Source organism: Duganella sp. CF458, from assembly GCF_900113115.1.
GTDB lineage: Bacteria > Pseudomonadota > Gammaproteobacteria > Burkholderiales > Burkholderiaceae_D > Rugamonas.
In genome coordinates, this window is sequence record NZ_FOOF01000014.1 from 141,367 (window position 1) to 154,936 (window position 13,570).

The 13,570-nt window shown below is 60.6% G+C and carries 17 protein-coding genes; 4 read left to right on the forward strand and 13 right to left on the reverse strand.

The genetic code is table 11. The annotated features are described in order from the left end of the window. Window positions 1–3 precede the first annotated feature (3 nt). The 6 genes from BM269_RS21390 to BM269_RS21415 all read right to left on the reverse strand — a co-directional run bounded on the left by BM269_RS21390 (window position 4) and on the right by BM269_RS21415 (window position 5,195). Window positions 4–726, reverse strand: a complete 723-nt coding sequence (locus BM269_RS21390) for an ABC transporter ATP-binding protein (protein ID WP_090441776.1) — start codon at window positions 724–726, stop codon at window positions 4–6. Continuing rightward, a complete protein-coding gene (locus BM269_RS21395; protein WP_090441779.1) occupies window positions 726–1,496 on the reverse strand; it encodes an ABC transporter ATP-binding protein in 771 nt (256 codons plus the stop codon). Before BM269_RS21395 ends, BM269_RS21390 begins: the two co-directional genes overlap by 1 nt. Before the next feature lie 11 nt (window positions 1,497–1,507). Beyond that, on the reverse strand, window positions 1,508–2,719 hold the full coding sequence (locus tag BM269_RS21400) for an ABC transporter permease subunit (RefSeq protein WP_090441782.1): 1,212 nt from the start codon (window positions 2,717–2,719) through the stop codon (window positions 1,508–1,510). A 13-nt stretch (window positions 2,720–2,732) separates the two neighbouring features. Further along, entirely contained in the window at window positions 2,733–3,662 is a 930-nt protein-coding gene (locus BM269_RS21405) for a branched-chain amino acid ABC transporter permease (RefSeq protein ID WP_090441785.1), read from the reverse strand. Window positions 3,663–3,794: 132 nt separating this feature from the next. Further along, the gene (gene ispH / locus BM269_RS21410) at window positions 3,795–4,745 is read right to left on the reverse strand and encodes a 4-hydroxy-3-methylbut-2-enyl diphosphate reductase (RefSeq protein WP_090441788.1); all 951 of its coding nucleotides are present in this window, start codon (window positions 4,743–4,745) and stop codon (window positions 3,795–3,797) included. Between the two features lie 6 nt (window positions 4,746–4,751). Beyond that, window positions 4,752–5,195 carry an FKBP-type peptidyl-prolyl cis-trans isomerase gene (locus BM269_RS21415; protein ID WP_090441791.1) on the reverse strand — a complete coding sequence of 148 codons (444 nt, stop codon included), beginning with the start codon at window positions 5,193–5,195 and terminating at the stop codon, window positions 4,752–4,754. A gap of 147 nt (window positions 5,196–5,342) precedes the next feature. On the opposite strand from BM269_RS21415, the gene radC reads away from it, so the two are divergent. The 3 genes from radC to rpmG all read left to right on the forward strand — a co-directional run bounded on the left by radC (window position 5,343) and on the right by rpmG (window position 6,553). Further along, window positions 5,343–6,017 (forward strand): RadC family protein, encoded by a 675-nt coding sequence (radC, locus tag BM269_RS21420; RefSeq protein ID WP_090441975.1) that lies wholly within the window; start codon window positions 5,343–5,345, stop codon window positions 6,015–6,017. A 117-nt stretch (window positions 6,018–6,134) separates the two neighbouring features. Beyond that, a complete protein-coding gene (gene rpmB / locus BM269_RS21425; RefSeq protein WP_008451488.1) occupies window positions 6,135–6,371 on the forward strand; it encodes a 50S ribosomal protein L28 in 237 nt (78 codons plus the stop codon). An 11-nt stretch (window positions 6,372–6,382) separates the two neighbouring features. Then, window positions 6,383–6,553: a 50S ribosomal protein L33 gene (rpmG, locus tag BM269_RS21430; protein WP_028101815.1), complete on the forward strand. Its 171-nt coding sequence runs from the start codon at window positions 6,383–6,385 to the stop codon at window positions 6,551–6,553. A gap of 42 nt (window positions 6,554–6,595) precedes the next feature. On the opposite strand, the gene BM269_RS21435 is transcribed toward rpmG, so the two are convergent. From BM269_RS21435 to BM269_RS21465, 7 genes are all read right to left on the reverse strand, one after another. Further along, window positions 6,596–7,075, reverse strand: coding sequence for a hypothetical protein (locus BM269_RS21435; protein WP_090441794.1), 480 nt, complete (start codon window positions 7,073–7,075; stop codon window positions 6,596–6,598). A 53-nt stretch (window positions 7,076–7,128) separates the two neighbouring features. Beyond that, on the reverse strand, window positions 7,129–7,557 hold the full coding sequence (locus tag BM269_RS21440; protein ID WP_090441797.1) for a GFA family protein: 429 nt from the start codon (window positions 7,555–7,557) through the stop codon (window positions 7,129–7,131). Between the two features lie 60 nt (window positions 7,558–7,617). Further along, window positions 7,618–8,814 (reverse strand): DesA family fatty acid desaturase, encoded by a 1,197-nt coding sequence (locus tag BM269_RS21445; RefSeq protein ID WP_090441800.1) that lies wholly within the window; start codon window positions 8,812–8,814, stop codon window positions 7,618–7,620. Window positions 8,815–8,906: 92 nt separating this feature from the next. Further along, entirely contained in the window at window positions 8,907–10,202 is a 1,296-nt protein-coding gene (locus BM269_RS21450) for a mechanosensitive ion channel family protein (RefSeq protein WP_229204733.1), read from the reverse strand. A 139-nt stretch (window positions 10,203–10,341) separates the two neighbouring features. Next, window positions 10,342–11,634 carry an RsmB/NOP family class I SAM-dependent RNA methyltransferase gene (locus BM269_RS21455; protein WP_090441803.1) on the reverse strand — a complete coding sequence of 431 codons (1,293 nt, stop codon included), beginning with the start codon at window positions 11,632–11,634 and terminating at the stop codon, window positions 10,342–10,344. Window positions 11,635–11,649: 15 nt separating this feature from the next. After that, complete coding sequence (gene purN, locus BM269_RS21460) at window positions 11,650–12,258, reverse strand: phosphoribosylglycinamide formyltransferase (protein WP_090441979.1); 609 nt, start codon at window positions 12,256–12,258, stop codon at window positions 11,650–11,652. An 80-nt stretch (window positions 12,259–12,338) separates the two neighbouring features. Further along, entirely contained in the window at window positions 12,339–12,737 is a 399-nt protein-coding gene (locus tag BM269_RS21465; RefSeq protein WP_090441806.1) for a barstar family protein, read from the reverse strand. Between the two features lie 306 nt (window positions 12,738–13,043). Between BM269_RS21465 and BM269_RS21470 the strand changes: the two genes are divergently transcribed. Beyond that, complete coding sequence (locus tag BM269_RS21470) at window positions 13,044–13,559, forward strand: glycine zipper 2TM domain-containing protein (RefSeq protein WP_090441809.1); 516 nt, start codon at window positions 13,044–13,046, stop codon at window positions 13,557–13,559. Window positions 13,560–13,570 lie beyond the last annotated feature (11 nt).

Consider the following 13,570-nt stretch of genomic DNA (forward strand, 5'->3'; position numbering starts at 1 on the left):
CCTTTATTCGCCCAGGTAGGCAGCCTTGACGCGTGGATCGTGCAGCATGTCTTCCGCAATGCCGGTCATGGTGACCGCGCCCGATTCCATGACGTAGCCGCGATTGGCCGCTTGCAGCGCCAGCTTGGCGTTCTGCTCCACCAGCAGGATGGTGATGCCCTGCTGGTGCACGTCGCGGATCACTTCGAAAATCTTCTCGACCATGATCGGCGACAGGCCCATCGAAGGCTCATCCAGCAACAGCAAGTGCGGATGGCACATCAGCGCGCGCGCCATGGCCAGCATCTGCTGCTCGCCACCGGACAAGGTGCCCGCCAGTTGCGCGGCGCGCTCTTTCAGGCGCGGAAACACGGCGAACCATTTCTCGATATCGGCCGCAATCGCCGCCTTATCGTTCATGGTGTAAGCGCCCATCATCAGGTTTTCGGTGATGGTCATGCGGGTGAACACGCCGCGGCCTTCCGGCACCATGGCCAGTTTCTTCTCCACCAGGTGGAAGGATTGCGAGCCTTTCAGCGACTGGCCCATATAGGATACGGTACCCTCCACCTTGCATGGCGGCAGGGTGCCGGTGATAGCCTTCAGCGTGGTGGTCTTGCCGGCGCCATTGGCGCCGATCAGCGTGACCAGTTCGCCTTGGTTGACTTCCAGGTCGATGCCTTTGACTGCCTTGATGCCGCCGTACGCGACCTTCAAGCCCGAAACTTTCAGAACATTGGCGCCCATCAGTGCGCTCCTCCCAGATAGGCTTCAATCACTGCTTTATTGCTTTGAATCTCGGCCGGCAAGCCTTCTGCAATCAGCTTGCCGTATTCCAGCACGCTGATGCGGTCGCACAGGCCCATCATCAGCTTCACATCGTGCTCGATCAGCAGCACGGTCTTGCCTTCGTTCTTGATCTTGACCAGCAATTCGCGCAGCGCCAGCTTTTCGGTCGCGTTCATGCCGGCAGCCGGTTCGTCCAGCGCCAGCAGTTGCGGGTCGGTCGCCAGCGCACGGGCGATTTCCAGCCGGCGCTGGTCGCCATAGGACAGGTATTTGGAGGTGCGGCCGGCAAACTGGCCGATGCCGACAAAGTCCAGCAGTTCCTGCGCGCGCTTGCGGATTGCAGCTTCTTCTTCGCGTGCTGCCTTGTGGCGGAACACGGCACCGAACACGCCCTGGTGCGAGCGCACATGGCGGCCCACCATCACGTTTTCCAGCGCGGTCATTTCACCGAACAGGCGGATGTTCTGGAAGGTGCGGGCAATGCCGGCCTTGGCCACCGCGTGCGGGGCGGATGGCGAATATGGCTTGCCGGCCAGCTCGAAGGTGCCGGTATCGGGCTGGTACAAGCCGGTGATCACGTTGAAGAAGGTGGTCTTGCCGGCGCCGTTCGGCCCGATCAGTCCGTAGATCTGGCCCTTGTTGATCTTGATGCGCACGTCAGTCAGCGCCTGCAGGCCGCCGAAGCGTTTGTTGACGCCTTCGATATTCAGGATTACTTGTTCGCTCATCTCTACTAACCTCATGCTGCCATTACGCCGGTCGACTGGCCTTTGGAGTCGGCATCCGCATCCGGACGGTCTTCATGCTTGGGCGATGGCCACAGGCCCGCGGGACGGGTCAGCATGATCACCACCATCGCCAGGCCGTACAGCAGCTGGCGCAACACTTCGGATTCGATCAGTACTTTGCCGAACAATTTCATTTGCAGCGGCTCCACCACGTGGCGCAGGATTTCCGGCAGCGCCGCCAACAGCGCACCACCCAGCACCACGCCCGGAATGTGGCCAATACCGCCCAGCACCACCATCGCCAGCACGGCGATCGACTCGGTCAGCGAGAACGACTCCGGCGACACGAAGCCCTGGAAGGAAGCGAACATGGCGCCTGCCACGCCGCCGAAGGTGGCGCCCATGGAGAACGCCAGCAGCTTCACGTTGCGGGTATTGATGCCCATGGCCTTGGCCGCGATTTCGTCTTCGCGGATCGCCACCCAGGCGCGGCCCAGGCGCGAATGCTGCAGGCGCGAGGTGATGAACACGGTTGCGATGGTCAGCACCAGGAACAGGAAGTAGTAGGCGTTCACGGAAGGCATCGAGAAGCTGCCGATGAAAACCGTGGCGCGCGAACCCTGCTCGCCCGCCAGGTTGACGCCGAATACGCGGATCGGGTCGATCAGGTTGATGCCCTGCGGGCCGTTGGTGATGTTGACCGGATCGTTCAGGTTATTCATGAAGATGCGGATGATTTCACCGAAGCCCAGGGTCACGATCGCCAGGTAGTCGCCGCGCAGCTTCAGGGTCGGGGCGCCGAGCAGCGCGCCGAACAGGCCCGCCAGCGCAGCGGCCAGCGGCACGATCAGCCATACCGACAAATGGATGCCGTTGGTGCGGATGTCCTCGCCCATGATCGCCGCCAGCCCCTCGCCGAACGCCGGATGCATATTGATCAGCGATTCCAGCACGGTGGCAAATTGCGGCGATGCCAGCAGGCCGGTCATGTAAGCGCCGACCGCATAGAAGGCAATGTAGCCCAGGTCCAGCAGGCCGGCAAAGCCCACCACGATATTCAGGCCCACGGCCAGCATGATGTACAGCAGCGCCAGGTCGGCGATACGCACCCATGAATTGCCGAATGGCGCAGCCGCGAACGGGAAAATGATCAGCGCGGCCAGCAACAGCGCCATGCTGATGTAAGCCTGCTTGGGATTTTTTTGAATGTCGAAAGTCAGCATATGCACATCCCCATCAGGCGCGGTCAGCCACGCGTTCGCCCATGATGCCGGACGGACGCACCGTCAGCACCAGGATCAACACGATAAAGGCGAAAATGTCCTGGTAGTGCGAGCCCAGGAAACCACCGGTCAGTTCGCCGATATAGCCGGCGCCCAGCGCTTCGATAATGCCCAGCACAATACCGCCGATCATGGCGCCGTAGATATTGCCGATACCGCCCAGCACCGCCGCGCAGAAGGCTTTCAGGCCCGGCATGAAGCCCATCGCAAACTGGATCGAGGCATAGTTCGCGCCCCACATCACGCCAGCCACGGCAGCCAATGCCGCCCCGATCGCGAAGGTGGCGACGATGATCTTGTTCGAGTCCACGCCCATCAGGCCGGCGACGCGCGGGTTCTCGGCCACGGCGCGCATGGCGCGGCCCATGCGGGTGCGCTCAACCAGCATGACCAGGCCGAACATCGAGACCGCGGCCAGCACCAGCAGCAGCACCTGGGTCACCGTGATCACCGCGCCGCCCACCATGATCGGCTCGGTCGGCAGCAGTTGCGGGAACGGCAGCGGGTTGCGGCCCCAGATCATCATGGCGAAGGTTTGCAGCAGGTAGGAAACGCCGATGGCAGTAATCAAGGGGGCCAGGCGGGGAGCGTTGCGCAGGCGGCGGTAGGCGATGCGCTCGATCAGGATGTTCACCAGCATGCAGGCCGGGATGGCGCCAATGATGGCGATGCCGAGCTGCATATATCCCGGCAGGTCCGGCGCATACACGCCCAGCAAATTCAGGATGGAGAGACCGATCATCGCACCGATCATCAGCACGTCGCCGTGGGCGAAGTTAATCAGGTTCAGCACGCCGTACACCATCGTATAACCGAGGGCGACCAGCGCATACATACTGCCCAGCACCAGGCCGTTGAGAATTTGTTGGATAAAAGTATCCATCGAGTATGCCCTTAAGAACTATAAAAAACGGCACCCAAGGTTGCCCTCGTGGTGCCGCCGTTTGGAAGCGTTCGCCATGATAGCGAGGTTTCCGGAAAACTAATCGTGGAAAATCCACGTTATACCAAATTATTACTGGATGCCGTGGCTTTTTCCGCCCTCCAGGCCTTTGGGCAGCGGGAAAGTGACCGCCTCTTCCACGCCATCCAGGGTCCGCACGCTCTTCGCGCCCAGCTCTTTCAGGCGGCTGATGACCGCGTCGACCAGCACTTCCGGCGCCGACGCGCCGGCCGTGACGCCCACGCGCAGCTTGCCTTCCAGCCAGGCTGGATCGATCTGGGAAGCATTGTCCACCATATAGGCCGGGGTGCCCTTCTTCTCCGCCACTTCGCGCAGGCGGTTCGAATTGGAACTGTTCGGCGAACCGACCACGATCACCACTTCCACCTGCGGCGCCATGAATTTCACGGCTTCCTGGCGGTTGGTGGTGGCGTAGCAGATGTCGCCTTTTTTCGGCTCAATAATATTCGGGTATTTTGCCTTAAGGGCTTCGATGATTTGTGCCGTATCATCCACGGAAAGTGTCGTTTGCGACACATAGGCCACCTGGTCGGGATTCCGGACCTGCAGGCCCGCCACGTCGTCCACCGTTTCGACCAGGTACATGCCCTCGTCGGTCTGGCCCATGGTGCCTTCGACTTCCGGGTGTCCATCGTGGCCGATCATGATGATCTCGCAGCCCTGCTTGCGCATCTTGGCCACTTCCACGTGCACCTTGGTCACCAGCGGGCAAGTCGCGTCGAAGATCGACAGGCCGCGCGCTTCCGCTTCGGCCCGCACCGCTTTCGACACGCCATGGGCGGAGAACACCAGGGTATTGCCGGCCGGGACATCGTCCAGCTCTTCGATGAAGATGGCGCCCTTGGCGCGCAAGTCTTCCACCACATAGGCGTTGTGCACGATTTCGTGGCGCACGTAGATCGGCGCACCGAACTGCTGCAGCGCGCGTTCCACGATCTCGATGGCGCGGTCAACGCCGGCGCAGAAGCCGCGCGGCTGGGCGAGGAGGATTTCTTTGTCCATGTTCTTTTACAGCACAGAGATAAGGTTCACTTCAAACTTCACCGGCTGGCCAGCCAACGGGTGGTTGAAGTCGAAGATGGCAACGTCGTCGCGCAGCTCGCGCAGCACGCCGGCAAAGCGGCCGCCTTTGGGCGCGTTGAAGTCGACCAGGTCGCCGATCTTGTATTCATTGTCCGGATCGGAGTTTTCCTCCAGCGTAGCACGGGACACGGCTTGCACCAGGTCAGGGTTGCGCGGGCCGAAGCCTTCGCCCGGCGCCAGCTCGAATACCTGGTGGGTGCCCTCCGGCAGGCCGATCAGCAGCGCTTCCAGGTTCGGCGCCAACTGGCCCTGGCCCAGCATCAACGTGGCAGGGTTGCCTTCGAAGGTGGAAACGATATTGGTGCCATCCAGCGAGGCGAGGCGGTAATGCAGGGTGAGGTAAGCCGAAGCAGTGACAACGTTAGACATGGAAACAACTCTGGTGACAGGCAAAAACGCTATTGTAAGCCATCGGACGCCGCGCGGCGCGGCAGCCCGCCCCGGCCCCGCACAAATCCTGACCCAGCGCAAATCGCCCTTCCCGCCCGGGCCAGATAATAGGCGACGGAGGTGACCATGGCGATTTCAGACTGGCCGGAACAGCTGCGCCCACGCGAGCGATTGTTAAAAGCGGGGCCGCAAGCCCTGTCCGATGCTGAATTACTGGCAATTTTCCTGCGGGTAGGCATTCGCGGCAAGGATGCGGTGGCGCTGGCCACCGAGCTGCTGGGCCGTTTCGGCTCCCTGCGCGCCCTGATCCACGCCAGCCGCGCCGATTTCACCGCCGTGCCGGGCCTGGGCGCCGCCAAGTACGCTCAATTGCAGGCTGTGATCGAACTGGCACGCCGTGCAATTAGCGAGGAAATGAGCGCCGGCGAAGAGCTGTCCTCGCCGCATGCGGTGAAAGACTTCCTGCGCCTGTCGCTGGCCGGCCAGCCCTATGAATCCTTCCATGTCCTGTTCCTGGACGTCAAAAACCGCCTGATCGAAGCCTGCGAATTGTTTCGCGGCACGCTCACGCATACCAGCGTGTATCCGCGCGAAGTCGTGCGGGAAGCGCTGGCGCGCAACGCCGCTGCCATCATGCTGGCCCATAACCACCCTTCCGGATCACCCGCACCAAGCGAATCGGACGTCCTGCTGACAAGGGCGCTGGTACAGGCGCTGGCCTTGGTGGACATCCGCATCCTGGACCACTTTGTCGTCGCGGGACACCAGGTGCATTCCTTCGCGGAACATGGTCAAATCTAATTGTTAAATTTTGAGTTTATATGTGACACAATTGTTTTTCGCAAGTGCTTGAAAATCTTGGGGAATTTCCATATACTCTTGTTTTTCCAATTTCGGAAGTAATTCAAGGAGTGTGCCATGGCACGTGTTTGCCAAGTAACTGGGAAGAAGCCGATGGTCGGCAACAATGTTTCCCACGCAAACAACAAAACCAAGCGTCGTTTCCTGCCAAACCTGCAGAACCGTCGTATTTTTGTTGAATCTGAAAACCGCTGGGTCTCCCTGCGTCTGTCTAACGCCGGTCTGCGCGTGATCGACAAGGTCGGCATCGACGCCGTCCTGGCCGACATGCGTGCACGTGGCGAGAAAGTTTAATAGGGAGCTGAATCATGGCAAAAACTGGCCGCGACAAGATCAAGCTGGAATCGACCGCTGGTACTGGTCACTTCTACACCACGACCAAGAACAAGCGCACCATGCCTTCCAAAATGGAAATCATGAAGTTCGATCCTAAAGCACGCAAGCACGTGATGTACAAGGAAACCAAGATCAAGTAATCGATCTCGGTTCGAAAAAAAACCGCCCTCGGGGCGGTTTTTTTATTTGCAGCCTTCCAGTGTTTGCAGCTGGAGGCGCTTGCCGGCGTGAATCGCCGTTACCTTCCCGCCCTGCATCATGTAGCGGATGGCCAGTTCACGGTCGCCCGTTTCCACCATCAGCCAGTCGGCATGCTCCGGATGCGGCTTCACCGCGTCGCCATACACACGCTGCAGCTTGGATGCCGGATCGCCGATACGCACGCCGCGTTCAGTACCGTAACCGCCGGCCACATCGACCCGCACAACTGTCTTGCGCACAAACGTCACCTCAAGCCTCGGATAGCGCTTGGAGCGCGCCACGCGGCATACCTTGTCGAGGGTGATGTCTTTGTCAGCCTCCAGGCCGCCAAAGGTCTTGCCCAGGTTCTCGTACCGGGCACCAACCTTGTACGGTCCCAGGCCATCCGGTTTAATCACCCAGCTCGCGGCCTGGGCGCTGCCCGCCAAGCTTATCGCCAGCGGAAAAATCCACCATTTCACTGCAATCTCCTCAAATGTTGACTCATGGCAACAGCATACTCCTAAGGGAGTAGTCACGCCAACACGAATTGCGGGCCGTCCCATCCATCGAGGTATTTTGGTAACACATCGTCTACATCAATGACGCGATGGCGGTAAAACAGGTGCATGGATGGCTGCCAGGCCTGCGGCAGGCTGCCGCCGGCGCGCGCCACGATGCTGTTCGGGACGACGCGCATGCCGAGGCGGTTGGTGCCAAACAGGGTCTCGCCGCAACGCGCGCAGAAGGTGCGCGACATTTGCCGCACCGGATGCGTAAAGCCCGCGGTCTCGCCACGTGTGATCTGCACTGCTCCGGCATTCCAGGCCGTGGCGGACAGGATGGCGCTGCCATAAAAGTCGCGGCAGGCATTGCAGTGGCAATGCGCGCGCGCCGCCGGCTCGCCATGCAGTTCGAATGCAGCCTGGCCGCACATGCATTGAACCGTCAATATTCCAGTCATTCATTCTCCTCAAAAACAAAACGGCCCCGAAGGGCCGTGTTATTGCAAGTTCGATCAGGCTTACGCGTAGCTGCGCAGGCGCATCGAGAACTCTTGCAGCGACTTGATGCCGGACGCTTCCGCGCGCTCGCACCAGTCTTGCAGCTTCTGCACCAGTTCGTCGCGGCTGAAGTGCGAACGCTCCCACAGCATGCCCAGCTCCACACGCATATTGTGCATGGTTTCCAGGGCTTTCGAATGCTGGAACAGTTCCACCAGTTGCTGCTTCTGCGGGGCTTCCAGCTTGGCTGGTTCGCGCTGCAGCAGCTTGCGGGCGGATTTCGGGAAGCGCGATTCGAGCTGCGACTTGTCCTTCAGCTGCGCCAGCTCTTCTTTCCATGCGTGCTTGACGGACTTGGCGTACTTGGCCATCACGTCGTAGCGGTTGGCGATCACCGATTGCAGGGTTTCGAAGTCGGCCTTCACCTTGGCCGGATCGAACTTGGGCTTCGGCGGCATTTTCTTCACTTTGGCCAAGCCGATCATTTCCATGGCGCGGATGTAGCCCCAGCCGATGTCGAACTCATACCACTTGGACGACAACTTGGCCGACGTCGCATAGGTATGGTGGTTGTTGTGCAGTTCTTCGCCGCCGATGATGATGCCCCAAGGGATGATGTTGGTCGCCGCATCGGAGCAGTCGTAATTGCGGTAGCCCCACCAGTGGCCGATGCCGTTGATGATGCCGGCGGCGGTCACAGGGATCCACAGCATCTGCACGGCCCACACGGTAATGCCCTTGGCGCCGAACAGGATGAAGTCGAGGATCAGCATCAGCGCCACGCCTTGCCAGCTGAAGCGCGAGTACAGGTTCTTTTCGATCCAGTCGTCAGGCGTGCCATGGCCGTACTTCTCCATGGTTTCCTTGTTCTTGGATTCAGCGCGGTACAGTTCGGCGCCTTCCCAGAACACTTTCTTGATGCCCTTGGTGACCGGGCTGTGCGGATCTTCTTCGGTATCGCACTTGGCGTGGTGCTTGCGGTGGATGGCAGCCCATTCCTTGGTCACCTGGCCGGTGGTCAGCCACAGCCAGAAGCGGAAGAAGTGCGAAGGAATCGCGTGCAGTTCCAAGGCACGGTGCGCCTGGTGGCGATGCAGGAAGATCGTCACGCTGGCGATGGTGATGTGGGTCAGGATCAGCGTCACGCCAACCGTCGCCCAGCCACCCAGGCCGGTCACGCCATTGCTGATGAAATCGAGAACTGCGCTTAAATCCATTACAACTCCAAATGAGGACTCCGAATAGGCGCAATTGTACGCGCATTCGTAGGTGATTAGCGGAAGGTTTTCCCGCAGGCACTGATTATTTTTTAGGCAGACGGCTCCGGCACGGGGCCGATCAAGCGAATCTCGCGTTGCGGGAACGGTACAGAAATCCCGTTTTCTTTCAAAGACTTCCAGATTGCCCGATTGACATCCGAGGTCACGCCGCCGCGGCCGTTTTCAGGGTCGGCGATCCAGAAAGCCAGCGCCAGCTCCAGGCCATCGGCACCAAACGCTTGCAGCATGCCCGATGGCGGCTTGTCTTTCATGACACGCTCAATAGAGAGGGCGGCGTCTTCCATCAGCTTGAGCACGAAGTCGACATCGCTCTCATAGCCAACGGTCACGCGGGTGACGATCACCACGGCCGGATTGGACAGCGAAGAGTTCTGCACCGCGCCCGACACCAGCATCTCGTTTGGCACGATGGCTTCCACCCCGTCCGTGCCCTGCAGCACGGTATACCGGGTATTGATTTGCGTCACCTGGCCGCTGTATTTGTCGACCGTGATGACATTGCCGATGGTCAGGCTGCGATCGAGCAGGATGATGAAGCCCGACACGTAATTGCTGGCGATTTTCTGCAAACCCAAGCCGAGACCGACACCCAGCGCGCCGCCGAATACCGACAGCACGGTCAGGTCGATTCCCACCAGCGACAGGCTGACCAGCACCGCCACCAGGATCAGCACCGCACGGCCCATGCGCGCGATCACCACGCGCAGGTTGGAATGCATGGTGTGCAGGTTCATCAAGCGCTCTTCCAGCGCCGCACCGGCCCACATCGCCAGCAACAGCAGCACCACGACCGAGACGGCCGCCTGCAAGATGGTGGCGATCGACACCTTGTGCTTGCCGAGCGGGATCAGCGTATCGTCGAGGAAAGCGAAGACATCCTGGTAGAAACCGGTGATGTACAGCACAAAGGCCAGCCACACCAGCAACTGGAAGGCCTTCTCGAAATTCTGCATGCCCTCGCCCACCACGCCACCGCGCGCGAACACGCGGCGCAGCAGATAGAAGCCGAAGCGGATCACCGCGAGCGAGCTGAAGATCGGCAGCGCCAGGTTGAACAGGTTGGTGTGCAGGTGGAAGCGGCCCAGCATCTTCTGCGAAGCCCACAGCAGCACCACGATGGCCAGCGGGCCGACCACGCGGCCGAAGCTTTCCACGCCAAAGCGCGCCACATCGTTGTTTGCAGTACGCGCCTTCACGCCGCGCCAAAGGAAACGCGACAAGGTCCAGCCCAGCAAGACGGACAGAACGATCGCGCCCGCCTGCCACATCAAGCCCGGATCGCGCAGATCCCCCAGAAGATCATTCAGCAAATTCGCCAACGGCATCGTCCCACCTACTCCTTATGGTTCAGCCCGTGTCCCACCATGGGGTCACACCCGTTTCGGGACACGAGCCCAGCTATGTCACTGCCGCGCCCGTGTCCCATTTCGGGTGTGACCCCACGGTGGGACACGGGCTGGGCTGTTACTCTTCGTCGGCCTTGGCCGGCTTGGCCATTGGCTTGCGTTCGAACACGGCGGCGAAGAAGCCGTCGGTCTGGTGCTTGTGCGGCAGCAGCTTGAGGTAGTCGCCCATGTCGAGGTTGGCGATCTTCTGCTCGGCCAGCACTTGGGACATCGGCACCAGTTCGAAATCCGGATGGGTTTCGATGAACTGCTTGGCGACGGCGTCGTTCTCTTCTTCCAGCAGCGAGCAGGTGGCGTACACCAGGCGGCCGCCGCCTTTGACCAGGCGCGCCGCGCCGTCCAGGATCGAGACCTGCTTCTCGTGCATCTCGCCGATCGCGCTTTCGTCCTGGCGCCATTTCACGTCCGGGTTGCGGCGCAGCGTGCCCATGCCGGAGCATGGCGCATCCACCAGCACGCGGTCGATCTTACCTGCCAGGCGCTTGACCTTGGCGTCCCTTTCGTGCGCGATGGCAACCGGGTGCACGTTCGACAAGCCGGAGCGCGCCAGGCGCGGCTTCAGCTTCGCCAAGCGTTTTTCGGAAACGTCAAACGCGTACAGGCGGCCGGTGTTGCGCATCTGGGCGCCCAGCGCCAGCGTCTTGCCGCCGGCACCGGCGCAGAAGTCGACCACCATCTCGCCGCGCTTGGCGCCGAGGATCTGGGCCAGCAACTGGCTGCCTTCATCCTGCACTTCGATCGCGCCGGATTTGAACAGCGGCAGGTTCTGCAGCGCCGGTTTTTTCTTCAGGCGCAGGCCCAGCGGAGAATACGGCGTCGGCTCGGCCACGATCGGCGCGGTGGCCAGTTCGGCCACCACGGCATCGCGGTCGGTCTTCATGGCGTTGACGCGCAGGTCCAACGGCGCTGGAGTGTTCAGCGCATCGGCCAGGACCAGGGTTTCCTCTTCGCCGTATTGGGCGACCAGCTTGTCGAACAGCCACTTCGGCATATTCGCGCGCATCGACTTATGCAGCAGCGAGCGGTCGATTTCGAACTGGCGCTTGAGCCATTCCGATTCGTCTTCGCTGAGGCCTGGCAGCGCATCGATGCCGACTGCATCGGCCATGCCCAGCAGCACCAGGCGGCGCATGGTGGCGCCGCCGGAACCGGCCTCGGCGCGGTCGGTGAAGAAGGCCTTGTTACGCAACACGGCATACACCGCTTCGGCGATGGCGCCGCGCTCGCGGCCGCCCAGCTTCGGGTGCGCTTTGAAGAAGAACGACAACGTGGTGTCGGCAGGCGCGGTAAAGCGCATGATTTCACGCAGCACGTTCTCGGCGCTGGTGAGGATGTATGGAGGCAAACGCATGATGTTCTTTCTTAATTAGTTGCGGTCAATAGTGACCTTGCCATCCTCGACCCGCAAACGGCCTTCGACGAACCAGCGGATGGCACGCGGGTACATGACCCATTCCTGTTCCAGCACGCGCGCCGCCAGCACATCGGCGGTATCGCCCGGCAGGATCGGCACGGACACCTGGTCCACCAACGGGCCATGGTCCAGCTGCGCGGTGACGAAGTGCACGGTGGCGCCATGGGTGGCTGCACCGGATGCCAGTGCCTGCTCGTGCGTGTGCAGTCCCGGGAACAGCGGCAGCAGCGATGGGTGGATATTCAGCATGCGGTTTTCGTAGTGGCTGACGAAGCCCGGCGTCAGGATGCGCATAAAACCGGCCAGCACCACGAGATCGGGCTTGAAGCCGTCAATGACTTCCTGCAGCGCAGCATCGAATGCTTCGCGGCTAGGGTAATCCTTGTTGCTGACGACGGCGGTCGGGATACCGTGCCGGGCCGCAAATTCGAGGCCTTTGGCGTCCGCCTTATTGCTGATGACGGCGGCAATGCGCGCTGGCCATTGTTCGGCCTGGGCTGCACGGACCACCGCTTCCATATTGCTTCCGCGTCCGGAAATGAGGATGACGATGTTTTTCATGGCCGCCATTGTACCTGCTCAGGCGAGCCAACGCGACATTATGCTGCCCTGCAGCAAACTATGCAAGCGGGGAAGGAAGGCTACTCGAAGGAGTAAAAGACGCGGAACGGCACTTTCTTTTCGGCCCAGAAATCAGCCGCATCGCGGAACACATCGAGCAGGCACTCGCGCGCTTCACGATCAAATTTTTGCGTGTTGGGCAACTGTTCAAGCACGATCAGGAAGCCGGCCTGCTCGCCTGCCTTGGCCATGGTGTCAGTCAGGGTTTCGCGCAGGGCGTCGAAATTCTTGGCGTGCGGTTTGGGGATATGGAAAGACTCGGCAATAATGCCCAGGACTTGCTGCTTGGTCAGGCCGGCATGGCAATGCGCATACAAGAAATGCTGCCCCAGGCGCGCTGCCTCGTCCTGCAGCTCTGCCACGCGGAAGGCGCGAATAGACTGGACTAAATTAGGCGGCACAGTTATCAACAAACTCATCTTTCCCTCAAATCGACCTATCAAATACAAGCCGTAGGCGGGTCAATGCGCCGGGGCTGGAGCTTTCGTTTCTCCCTGTCAATCTGATCCACGCCATAAGGGTAACGTGTTGTACTCTATGAATCAACCCGAAAGTGAGTCCTAACGCAAGTTTTGTTAAAAACTTACCATATTAACCCAAAAGCATGGGGTTACATTTTGTTGCCTTACTTCCCCCAAGGATACAAGCCTTGGCGTTACTATTTAAGCGTGCAATTCCCATTCAACCAAAGCGAACTGCCAAAAGACTGAAACGAGGTAAACAAAATGAACGCCAAAACTAAATTGTTTTTCGCAGCACTGAGCCTCGGCACCCTGCCGCTGGCACAGGCACAAGCAATTGATTTCGAGGACTATGGCCGTGTCACCCGCGTCACGCCGGTGACCGAGCAAATCAACCGTCCGCGCCAGGAATGCCGCACCGAATACGTCCAGGTGCAGCAGCCGCAGGAGCGCGGCGTCGGCGGCAGCATCCTGGGCGGCATCCTGGGCGCAGCGGTGGGTAGCCAGGTCGGCGGCGGGCACGGCAAGACCGCCGCCACCGCGGCCGGCGCAATTGCCGGCGCCGTGATCGGCGACCGCACCCAGAATGCCAATGCGCAGCCAGGCGCCGTGCAGGAGCAGGCCGTGAAACAATGCCGCATGGTCGATGCGTTTGAAACCCGCACCACCGGCTATAACGTGGAGTACGATTACCGCGGCCGCACTTACACCAATTTCATGAGCCACGACCCGGGCCAGCGTATCCGCCTGCGCGTGAATGTCGAACCGATGAATAATTAAGTTCCGGATCG

Coding starts and splice junctions, on each gene's coding strand:
- BM269_RS21390 (WP_090441776.1), bottom strand. CDS start 726: ATGGGCGCCAATGTTCTGAAAGTTTCGGGCTTGAAGGTCGCGTACGGC.
- BM269_RS21395 (WP_090441779.1), bottom strand. CDS start 1,496: ATGAGCGAACAAGTAATCCTGAATATCGAAGGCGTCAACAAACGCTTC.
- BM269_RS21400 (WP_090441782.1), bottom strand. CDS start 2,719: ATGCTGACTTTCGACATTCAAAAAAATCCCAAGCAGGCTTACATCAGC.
- BM269_RS21405 (WP_090441785.1), bottom strand. CDS start 3,662: ATGGATACTTTTATCCAACAAATTCTCAACGGCCTGGTGCTGGGCAGT.
- ispH (WP_090441788.1), bottom strand. CDS start 4,745: ATGGACAAAGAAATCCTCCTCGCCCAGCCGCGCGGCTTCTGCGCCGGC.
- BM269_RS21415 (WP_090441791.1), bottom strand. CDS start 5,195: ATGTCTAACGTTGTCACTGCTTCGGCTTACCTCACCCTGCATTACCGC.
- radC (WP_090441975.1), top strand. CDS start 5,343: ATGGCGATTTCAGACTGGCCGGAACAGCTGCGCCCACGCGAGCGATTG.
- rpmB (WP_008451488.1), top strand. CDS start 6,135: ATGGCACGTGTTTGCCAAGTAACTGGGAAGAAGCCGATGGTCGGCAAC.
- BM269_RS21440 (WP_090441797.1), bottom strand. CDS start 7,557: ATGACTGGAATATTGACGGTTCAATGCATGTGCGGCCAGGCTGCATTC.
- BM269_RS21445 (WP_090441800.1), bottom strand. CDS start 8,814: ATGGATTTAAGCGCAGTTCTCGATTTCATCAGCAATGGCGTGACCGGC.
- BM269_RS21450 (WP_229204733.1), bottom strand. CDS start 10,202: ATGCCGTTGGCGAATTTGCTGAATGATCTTCTGGGGGATCTGCGCGAT.
- BM269_RS21455 (WP_090441803.1), bottom strand. CDS start 11,634: ATGCGTTTGCCTCCATACATCCTCACCAGCGCCGAGAACGTGCTGCGT.
- purN (WP_090441979.1), bottom strand. CDS start 12,258: ATGAAAAACATCGTCATCCTCATTTCCGGACGCGGAAGCAATATGGAA.
- BM269_RS21465 (WP_090441806.1), bottom strand. CDS start 12,737: ATGAGTTTGTTGATAACTGTGCCGCCTAATTTAGTCCAGTCTATTCGC.
- BM269_RS21470 (WP_090441809.1), top strand. CDS start 13,044: ATGAACGCCAAAACTAAATTGTTTTTCGCAGCACTGAGCCTCGGCACC.